Here is a 7,904-nt window from a genome sequence, read left to right on the forward strand (position 1 = left end):
CTGATTGTTTTTTCATCCGCTGGCGCGCGGTAAAAATCGCCACTACCCTTTACAGACGATCCTTAACCGGAGAAGCGTAATGACGGTAAACGCATTTATCGGCAGCTGGGCGCTGGTGTCCTCGGCATTTGAGAACCAGGACGGCGAGCTGAATTACCCGCTGGGCGAGCAGGTGCTGGGGCGCATCCATTATGAGGCCAACGGCACGATGGCGGCGCAGCTTTACAGCGCCGTGCGGCCGCGTTTCGCCGCCGACGATTTGGCGCAGGGATCCGAGCGGGAGATCCGCGCCGCCTTCATCAATATGATTTGCTACTTCGGCCGCTATCAGGTGGAGGAAAGCGAGCAGCGGGTGGTGCATCAGGTCGAAGGCTGCTCGTTCCCCAACTGGGTAGGCAGCCGTCAGGTGCGTTTTTACGCTTTCAGCGGCGATCGGCTGACGTTGCGCACGGTGCCCTTGCAGCTCGGCAACGGCGTGCAGGTGGGCGAACTGGTGTGGCAGCGGACAGGAGCTTCTTTATGATCATTGTTCATCATCTCAATCATTCGCGCTCGCAGCGCATTCTGTGGTTTCTGGAAGAGCTGGGCGTGCCCTATCAGGTGCAACGCTACGAACGCGATCCGCAGACCATGCTGGCGCCGGCGGCGCTGAAAAAGATCCACCCGCTGGGCAAATCACCGGTGATCGTCGACGGCGATCTGACGCTGGCGGAATCCGGCGCCATCATCGAATACCTGCAGGAAGCCTATGACGTGCAAGGGATGTTCATGCCGACCGACTTCCACGCGCGCCAGCAATACCGCTACTGGCTGCACTACGCCGAAGGATCGCTGATGCCGCTGTTGGTGATGAAACTGGTGTTCAGCCGCCTCGGCCAGCCGCCGATCCCCTGGCTGCTGCGGCCGGTGGCCGGCGCGATCGGCAAGGGCGTGCAGCGCGAATATCTCGACAAGCAGATTGCGCCGCACTGCGAGTATCTCGAGCAGCACCTGAACAAGGGCAGCTGGTTCGTCGGCAACGACTTCAGCGCGGCGGACATACAGATGAGCTTCCCGCTGGAGGCGATGGCGGCGCGCGGCGCGTTGGATGATTGCCCGAAACTGCGCGGTTTTCTGCAGCGCATTCACGCCCGGCCCGCCTACCAGCGGGCGTTGGAGCAGGGCGGCCCTTACGACCTGCTGAGTTAACCGGATGGGCTATACTCGATGGGGTCATTCTTCATCGGAGGTAGCCCATGGCTACGCAAATCTTCGTTAACCTGCCCGTACGCGATCTGCCCGCCTCGATGGCGTTTTTCACCCGCCTGGGTTTCACTTTCAACCCGCAATTTACCGATGACACCGCCGCGTGCATGGTGGTCAGCGACACGATTTACGTGATGCTGCTGACCCATGACAAATTCAGGGGGTTTACCCCGAACCCGATCGGCGACGCCAAACAGGCCACCGAAGTGCTGGTGTGCCTGTCGCAGCCCAGCCGGGCGGCGGTGGACGAACTGGTGCGCAAGGCGGTCGCCGGCGGCGGCAACACCTACCACCCGCCGCGGGACTACGGCGTGATGTACGGCCACGGTTTTCAGGATCTGGACGGCCATATCTGGGAATTGATGTATATGGATCCCGCGGCGGCGCAGGCGCAATAACCCCGCCGTGACGGAATTCGCCGGGGCGCTCGTCGCCCCGGTTTTATCGTGCAGGCGCCATTTTCGCCGCTTTCTGCATAAATTGCCGCGATCTTTAGTTGATTAGACGCTAGGGAAGGCAGGATAATCGTTTGCCTTGAATAAACCACCATAAATCACCCGTACCGCGCGCTGCGAGTTAAACGTTTGCCTTGGTGCGCATCGCCGTTGGCGCTGCGACGGAAGGGCACGGATGCGGAACGTGACGTAAACGATTACGTGACGATCGGGCGCGGGCGAGATTACAGGCCTGCTGCGACGGGCCGATTCATGAAACACAGGGGAAGTAACCTATGTCGAACTCTCAAGCGAACCACGCCGCAAAACCAACCGGCGGGCTTGATGGCTATTTTAAAATTTCCGCGCGCGGCAGCAGCGTGCGCCAGGAGGTGGTGGCGGGGCTGACCACCTTCCTGGCGATGGTGTACTCGGTGATCGTGGTGCCGAGCATGCTGGGCAAAGCGGGCTTCCCGCCGGCGGCGGTGTTTGTCTCCACTTGCCTGGTGGCCGGTCTGGGCTCGCTGCTGATGGGGCTGTGGGCTAACCTGCCGATGGCGATCGGCTGTGCGATCTCGTTGACCGCCTTCACCGCCTTCAGCCTGGTGCTGGGCCAGCACATCAGCATTCCGGTGGCGCTGGGCGCGGTGTTCCTGATGGGCGTACTGTTTACCATTATCTCGGTCACCGGTATCCGCGCCTGGATCCTGCGCAACCTGCCGATGGGCGTGGCGCACGGCACCGGCATCGGTATCGGTCTGTTCCTGCTGCTGATCGCCGCCAACGGCGTCGGCCTGGTGGTGAAGAATCCTCTGGATGGCCTGCCGGTGGCGCTCGGCGCGTTCACCTCCTTCCCGGTGGTAATGACGCTGGTCGGCCTGGCGGTGATCTTCGGCCTGGAAAAACTGCGCGTGCCCGGCGGCATTTTGCTGGTGATCATCGCCATTTCCATCATCGGCCTGATCTTCGACCCGGCGGTGAAATACCAGGGGCTGTTCGCCATGCCGAGCCTGGCGGACGCGGACGGCAAATCGTTGATCTTCAGCCTGGATATCATGGGCGCGTTGCAGCCGGTGGTGTTGCCGAGCGTGCTGGCGCTGGTGATGACCGCGGTGTTCGACGCCACCGGCACCATCCGCGCGGTGGCCGGGCAGGCCAACCTGCTGGATAAAGACGGGCAGATCATCAACGGCGGCAAGGCGCTGACCTCGGATTCCCTGAGCAGCATCTTCTCCGGCCTGGTGGGCGCCGCGCCCGCCGCGGTCTACATCGAATCCGCCGCCGGCACCGCCGCGGGCGGCAAGACCGGCCTGACCGCCACCGTGGTCGGCATCCTGTTCCTGCTGATCCTGTTCCTGTCGCCGCTGGCCTATCTGGTGCCGGTCTATGCCACTGCACCGGCGCTGATGTACGTCGGCCTGCTGATGCTGAGCAACGTCACCAAGCTGGACTTCAACGACTTCGTCGACGCGATGGCCGGCCTGCTGTGCGCGGTGTTCATCGTGCTGACCTGCAACATCGTTACCGGCATCATGCTGGGCTTCAGCTCGCTGGTCATCGGCCGCATCTTCTCCGGCGAATGGCGCAAGCTGAACATCGGCACCGTGCTGATCGCCGTGGCGCTGGTGGCGTTCTACGCCGGCGGCTGGGCGATCTAAGCCCTCGGGTTTCCCTCGCCCGGCGGGCGAGGGAAGCTGTCACGGCAATTCCCTTCTTAAGATAAGTCTTCTTCTGCTCTGCACCGCGTTTTGAAAGGCACAACAAGCTTTAACGGCTGTAAAAAAAGTGATCTACTATCGGGACCAACGCAGGCCCTGAGCCGATGTCGTCTGAATCGTAGAGTCTAAGGAAAGCATGGAAATCTTTTTTACAATCCTCATTTTGATCCTGGTGGTCTCCCTGTCCGGGGTGGTGACGCGCATGTTGCCGTTCCAGGTGCCGCTGCCGCTGATGCAAATCGCCATCGGGGCCCTGTTGGCCTGGCCGCATTTCGGGCTGCACGTCGACTTTGATCCCGAACTGTTCCTGGTGCTGTTCATTCCGCCGCTGCTGTTCGCCGACGGCTGGAAAACGCCGACGCGCGAATTCCTGCACCACGGGCGTGAAATTCTCGGCCTGGCGCTGGTGCTGGTGCTGATCACCGTGGTCGGTGTCGGTTATCTGATCTACGCCATGGTGCCGGGCATTCCGCTGGTGGCAGCCTTCGCGCTGGCGGCGGTGCTGTCGCCGACCGATGCCGTGGCGCTGTCCGGCATCGTCGGCAAAGGGCGCATTCCCAAGCCGATCATGGGCGTGCTCGAGGGCGAGGCGCTGATGAACGACGCGTCCGGCCTGGTGTCGCTCAAGTTCGCCATCGCGGTGGCGATGGGCACCATGGTGTTCACCGTGGGCGGCGCAACCCTCGAGTTTCTCAAAGTGGCGATCGGCGGCCTGCTGGCCGGCGTGGCGGTCACCTGGACCTACAGTAAATCGCTGCGGGTGATGAGCCGCTGGAGCGGCGACGATCCGGCGACCCAGATCGTGTTCCTGCTGCTGCTGCCGTTCGCTTCTTACCTGATCGCCGAACATATCGGCGTTTCCGGCATCCTGGCGGCGGTAGCGGCGGGGATGACCATCAGCCAATCCGGCGTGATCCGCAACGCGCCGCTGGCGATGCGCCTGCGCGCCAACAGCGTATGGGCGATGCTGGAATTCGTGTTCAACGGCATGGTGTTCATCATGTTGGGCCTGCAGCTGCCGGGCATTCTTGAGACCTCCATCCTGCAGGCGGAGCTGGATCCGACCATCCAGACCTGGTACCTGTTCGCCGACGTGGCCACCATCTACGCCGCGCTGCTGGTGCTGCGTTTCACCTGGCTGTGGGTAATGAAGAAGGCCAGCAACCGCTTTATGAAAAAGCGCCCGCTGCAGTTCGGCGACTACAGCACGCGTGAGCTGTGGGTGGCGTCGTTCGCCGGGGTGCGCGGGGCGATTACCCTGGCCGGTGTGCTGTCGATACCGCTGTTGCTGAGCGACGGCACCGCCTTCCCGGCGCGCTATCAGTTGGTGTTTATCGCCGCCGGGGTGATCCTGCTGTCGTTGATCGTCGGCGTGCTGGCATTGCCGCTGCTGCTGCGCGGCGTGCAGGTGGCCGACAAGAGCGCCAGCAAGCAGGAAGAACGCATGGCGATCGCCATGGCGGCCGAAGTGGCGATCGAGAGCGTGAATAAAATGGAAGAGCGCCTGGTTGCCGATACCGAAGAGAACCTCGATCCGCAGGTGTTGAAAGAGGTCAGCTCGCGGGTGACGGGCATGCTGCGGCGGCGTATCGCCTCGAAAGACGACATCGAGAATGCGCTGGCGATGGAAAACCTCGAGCGGCGTTTCCGCCTGACGGCGCTGCGTGCCGAACGCGGCGAGCTGTACCATCTGCGCGCCACGCAGAAAATCAGCAACGAGACGCTGCAAAAACTGCTGCACGATCTCGACTTGCTCGAAGCGCTGCTGATCGAACGAGAAGGGTAAGCTCCAGAAGAGGAATAAACGTTTCCTCTTTATTTCTGTCCTGAAGGGCCGCCTGTGCGGCCCTTGTTTTTTGGCTACTTGAGCGGCGGCCAGTAGTCGCGGCAGCAGGCGATCCAGGCCTGCGCGCTGTGCGACAGGTAGCTGCCCTGGCGCCAGATCAGGCCGATTTTCCACTCCATGCGTGGCTCCAGCGGCAGCCAGACCAGGTTTTCCTTGTCCAGCCAGCGGCAGACCGGCTCCGGCAGCATGGCGATGCCCACGCCGGCCTGCACCATCGAGGCGAGGAAATCCCATTGGCCGCTGCGCACCGCGATTTGCGGTTCAAAACCGGCCTGGCGAAACGCCTTCATCAACATCTTGTACAGCGCAAAGTCTTCGTTATAAATCAGGATCGGGCTGTCGGCCAATTCGGCGATATTGATGCGGGTGCGGTTGAGCCACTGCGGCGTGCGCGGCGCCACCACGCACATCGGGTGGCCCAGCAGCGGCAGAAAGGTCAGCGGCTGTTCCGAATCGAAGGGCAGCACCGTCATCGCCAGATCCAGTTCGCCGGACATCACCGCCTGTTCGACCGACAGCCCGCCCAGCTCGGAAATTTTCAATTCGATGCCGGGATAGGTCTGGCGAAAGCGGCGGATCAGATCGGCGATCTGCCTGCCCACCATCGGCGGAATGCCCAGCCGCAGCACGCCTTTTTTCACCGAGCTGATGTCTTCCAGCTCCGCCTCCAGCTGGCGGAATTCGTCGAGGATCGTCAGGCCGCGCTGATACACCGCCTGGCCGCTGTCGGTCAGGCGCAGTTTGCGGCCTTCGCGGATCAGCAGCGTGCATTCCAGCTCCTCTTCCAGATGCCGCAGCATCTTGCTGATGGTGGGCTGGGTGACGAACAGTTTTTCCGCGGCGCGGGTGAAGCTTTGCTGGCGCACCACTTCAACGAAGTAGCGCAGGGTGCGGACATCCACGTTAGGGGCCTCCTTGAGGGCGCTACCGGCGGGAAACTATTCCCGGCCGGCATGATGTCGATAATTTTAATTCATTTCAGGCGTGGTTTCCCGGCTGCGTATACTGTAGGCCGTCAATTTATTGTTTGAGGTCATCTTTCATGTCTCTGGCGTTACGCCGCGTTGCCCCCTCCCTGCTGACCCGTTTGCAGGTGCCGATTCAGGTGGCGTTGTATGCGGCGCTGTTCCTGATCGCCGATCGCCTGGTGCAACAATTCCACCTGCCGCTCCCCGCCAATATCGTCGGCATGCTGATGCTGCTGGCGCTGATCCTGCTGCGCATTCTGCCGCTGAGCTGGGTCAAGGCCGGTTCCCGCTGGCTGCTGGCGGAAATGCTGCTGTTCTTCGTGCCGGCGGTGGTGGCGGTGGTCAACTACGCCCAACTGCTGATGGTCGAGGGCTGGAAAATCTTTCTGGTGATCGCGGTCAGCACCATGCTGACGCTGGGCGCCACCGGGCTGGTGGTGGACAGGGTGTATCGGCTGGAGATTTGGCTGCAGCGGCGGAAGCAGCGCCATGAATGATTTTATCCTCAGCCTGGCCTGCTTCCTGGCGACGCTGGCGCTTTACTTCGCCAACAAGAAGCTGTACCGCCGCCGCCGCACGTTGCTGCTGATGCCGCTGGTGTTGACGCCGATGATCCTGGTGCTGCTGCTGGTGGTCACTCATATCTCTTATCAGGACTACATCGGCGAAACCCACTGGCTGCTGTGGCTGCTGGGGCCGGCGACCATCGCCTTTGCGGTGCCGGTGTACGAGAATTTGCATATCATCCGCCGCCACTGGCTGTCGCTGACCGCCGGGGTAACGACGGCGGTGCTGGTGGCGGTGTACAGCTCGGTGTGGCTGGCGCGCCTGCTGACGCTACCGGAAGAGGTGCAGCGCAGCCTGGCGGTGCGTTCGATTACCACGCCGTTCGCGCTGGAGGCCGCCAAACAGATGGGCGGGCAGCCGGATCTGGTGGCGCTGTTCGTGGTGATCACCGGGGTGTTCGGCATGGCGGTGGGCGACATTCTGTTTCTGCGGCTGGCGGTGCGCAGCCGCCTGGCCAAGGGAGCCGGGTTTGGCGCCTCGTCACACGGCGCCGGCACCGCCCGCGCTTATGAACTGGGGCCGCAGGAGGGCGTGGTGTCGAGCCTGGTGATGATGTTGGCCGGCATTATCACGGTGGTGGCCGCGCCGCTGATCGGTCGGCTGATGTGGTAAGACCTCTCGGGGCGGGCTCTGCCGCCCCGTTTTACGTTGTCTGGCATTGGGAACGATGCCGTTGATTGACGCCCGAAAAAACGAAGAAATTTTTCAGCATAATTTTTCCCATCGTTATAACAAAAAACGATAGATGCGCCGCGAGCAAAATTGCCGTTCATTTTAAATGCCAATGAATTAATTAAATAATAAATTATTATCATAAAAACAATAAAGTATAACTTATTGATATGGAGAGGCTCTTATCGTAAGCATTGCTGCACATTAACTGCGGTGAATAATACAAAAGAATATGAGTTCCTCTCTAATTATCTCAGATTAATACAAGCGGAATACGCTCGTCATCCCTGAGTAATATCGGGGAAATAAAATAGTCATTTATTCCCTTTCGCACATTTAGCCAAAAAAAATATCCTCTCCTATACTTCACAGCTCAACAAATTGAGGCACAGGGGGAACCTCTGGATTAACCACTTCATCCTTTCTTAGTTGGGGGGAGACTCAACTTTTCTAC

8 protein-coding genes are annotated in these 7,904 nt (G+C 60.9%); 7 read left to right on the forward strand and 1 reads right to left on the reverse strand.

The window, feature by feature from the left end; all coding sequences use genetic code 11:
- Positions 1 to 79 precede the first annotated feature (79 nt).
- The 5 genes from ABTW55_RS00320 to ABTW55_RS00340 all read left to right on the forward strand — a co-directional run bounded on the left by ABTW55_RS00320 (position 80) and on the right by ABTW55_RS00340 (position 5,183).
- Entirely contained in the window at positions 80 to 523 is a 444-nt protein-coding gene (locus tag ABTW55_RS00320; RefSeq protein ID WP_033636188.1) for a lipocalin-like domain-containing protein, read from the forward strand.
- Positions 520 to 1,188 carry a glutathione S-transferase gene (locus ABTW55_RS00325; protein WP_350429235.1) on the forward strand — a complete coding sequence of 223 codons (669 nt, stop codon included), beginning with the start codon at positions 520 to 522 and terminating at the stop codon, positions 1,186 to 1,188. Before ABTW55_RS00320 ends, ABTW55_RS00325 begins: the two co-directional genes overlap by 4 nt.
- 47 nt (positions 1,189 to 1,235) lie before the next feature.
- The gene (locus ABTW55_RS00330; protein WP_049195288.1) at positions 1,236 to 1,643 is read left to right on the forward strand and encodes a VOC family protein; all 408 of its coding nucleotides are present in this window, start codon (positions 1,236 to 1,238) and stop codon (positions 1,641 to 1,643) included.
- Between the two features lie 332 nt (positions 1,644 to 1,975).
- Positions 1,976 to 3,337, forward strand: a complete 1,362-nt coding sequence (locus ABTW55_RS00335; RefSeq protein ID WP_004936819.1) for an NCS2 family permease — start codon at positions 1,976 to 1,978, stop codon at positions 3,335 to 3,337.
- Positions 3,338 to 3,533: 196 nt separating this feature from the next.
- Positions 3,534 to 5,183 carry a Na+/H+ antiporter gene (locus ABTW55_RS00340; protein ID WP_033636184.1) on the forward strand — a complete coding sequence of 550 codons (1,650 nt, stop codon included), beginning with the start codon at positions 3,534 to 3,536 and terminating at the stop codon, positions 5,181 to 5,183.
- Between the two features lie 74 nt (positions 5,184 to 5,257).
- Here the strand turns inward: ABTW55_RS00340 and ABTW55_RS00345 are convergent, their stop codons facing one another.
- On the reverse strand, positions 5,258 to 6,145 hold the full coding sequence (locus ABTW55_RS00345) for a LysR family transcriptional regulator (protein ID WP_025304429.1): 888 nt from the start codon (positions 6,143 to 6,145) through the stop codon (positions 5,258 to 5,260).
- Positions 6,146 to 6,285: 140 nt separating this feature from the next.
- Between ABTW55_RS00345 and ABTW55_RS00350 the strand changes: the two genes are divergently transcribed.
- A complete protein-coding gene (locus ABTW55_RS00350) occupies positions 6,286 to 6,708 on the forward strand; it encodes a CidA/LrgA family protein (RefSeq protein WP_004936830.1) in 423 nt (140 codons plus the stop codon).
- The gene (locus ABTW55_RS00355) at positions 6,701 to 7,390 is read left to right on the forward strand and encodes an LrgB family protein (RefSeq protein WP_004936833.1); all 690 of its coding nucleotides are present in this window, start codon (positions 6,701 to 6,703) and stop codon (positions 7,388 to 7,390) included. Before ABTW55_RS00350 ends, ABTW55_RS00355 begins: the two co-directional genes overlap by 8 nt.
- The last annotated feature ends 514 nt before the right edge of the window (positions 7,391 to 7,904 follow it).

Source organism: Serratia sp. SM04, assembly GCF_040280225.1.
GTDB lineage: Bacteria > Pseudomonadota > Gammaproteobacteria > Enterobacterales > Enterobacteriaceae > Serratia > Serratia sarumanii.

Coding starts and splice junctions, on each gene's coding strand:
- ABTW55_RS00320 (WP_033636188.1), top strand. CDS start 80: ATGACGGTAAACGCATTTATCGGCAGCTGGGCGCTGGTGTCCTCGGCA.
- ABTW55_RS00325 (WP_350429235.1), top strand. CDS start 520: ATGATCATTGTTCATCATCTCAATCATTCGCGCTCGCAGCGCATTCTG.
- ABTW55_RS00330 (WP_049195288.1), top strand. CDS start 1,236: ATGGCTACGCAAATCTTCGTTAACCTGCCCGTACGCGATCTGCCCGCC.
- ABTW55_RS00335 (WP_004936819.1), top strand. CDS start 1,976: ATGTCGAACTCTCAAGCGAACCACGCCGCAAAACCAACCGGCGGGCTT.
- ABTW55_RS00340 (WP_033636184.1), top strand. CDS start 3,534: ATGGAAATCTTTTTTACAATCCTCATTTTGATCCTGGTGGTCTCCCTG.
- ABTW55_RS00350 (WP_004936830.1), top strand. CDS start 6,286: ATGTCTCTGGCGTTACGCCGCGTTGCCCCCTCCCTGCTGACCCGTTTG.
- ABTW55_RS00355 (WP_004936833.1), top strand. CDS start 6,701: ATGAATGATTTTATCCTCAGCCTGGCCTGCTTCCTGGCGACGCTGGCG.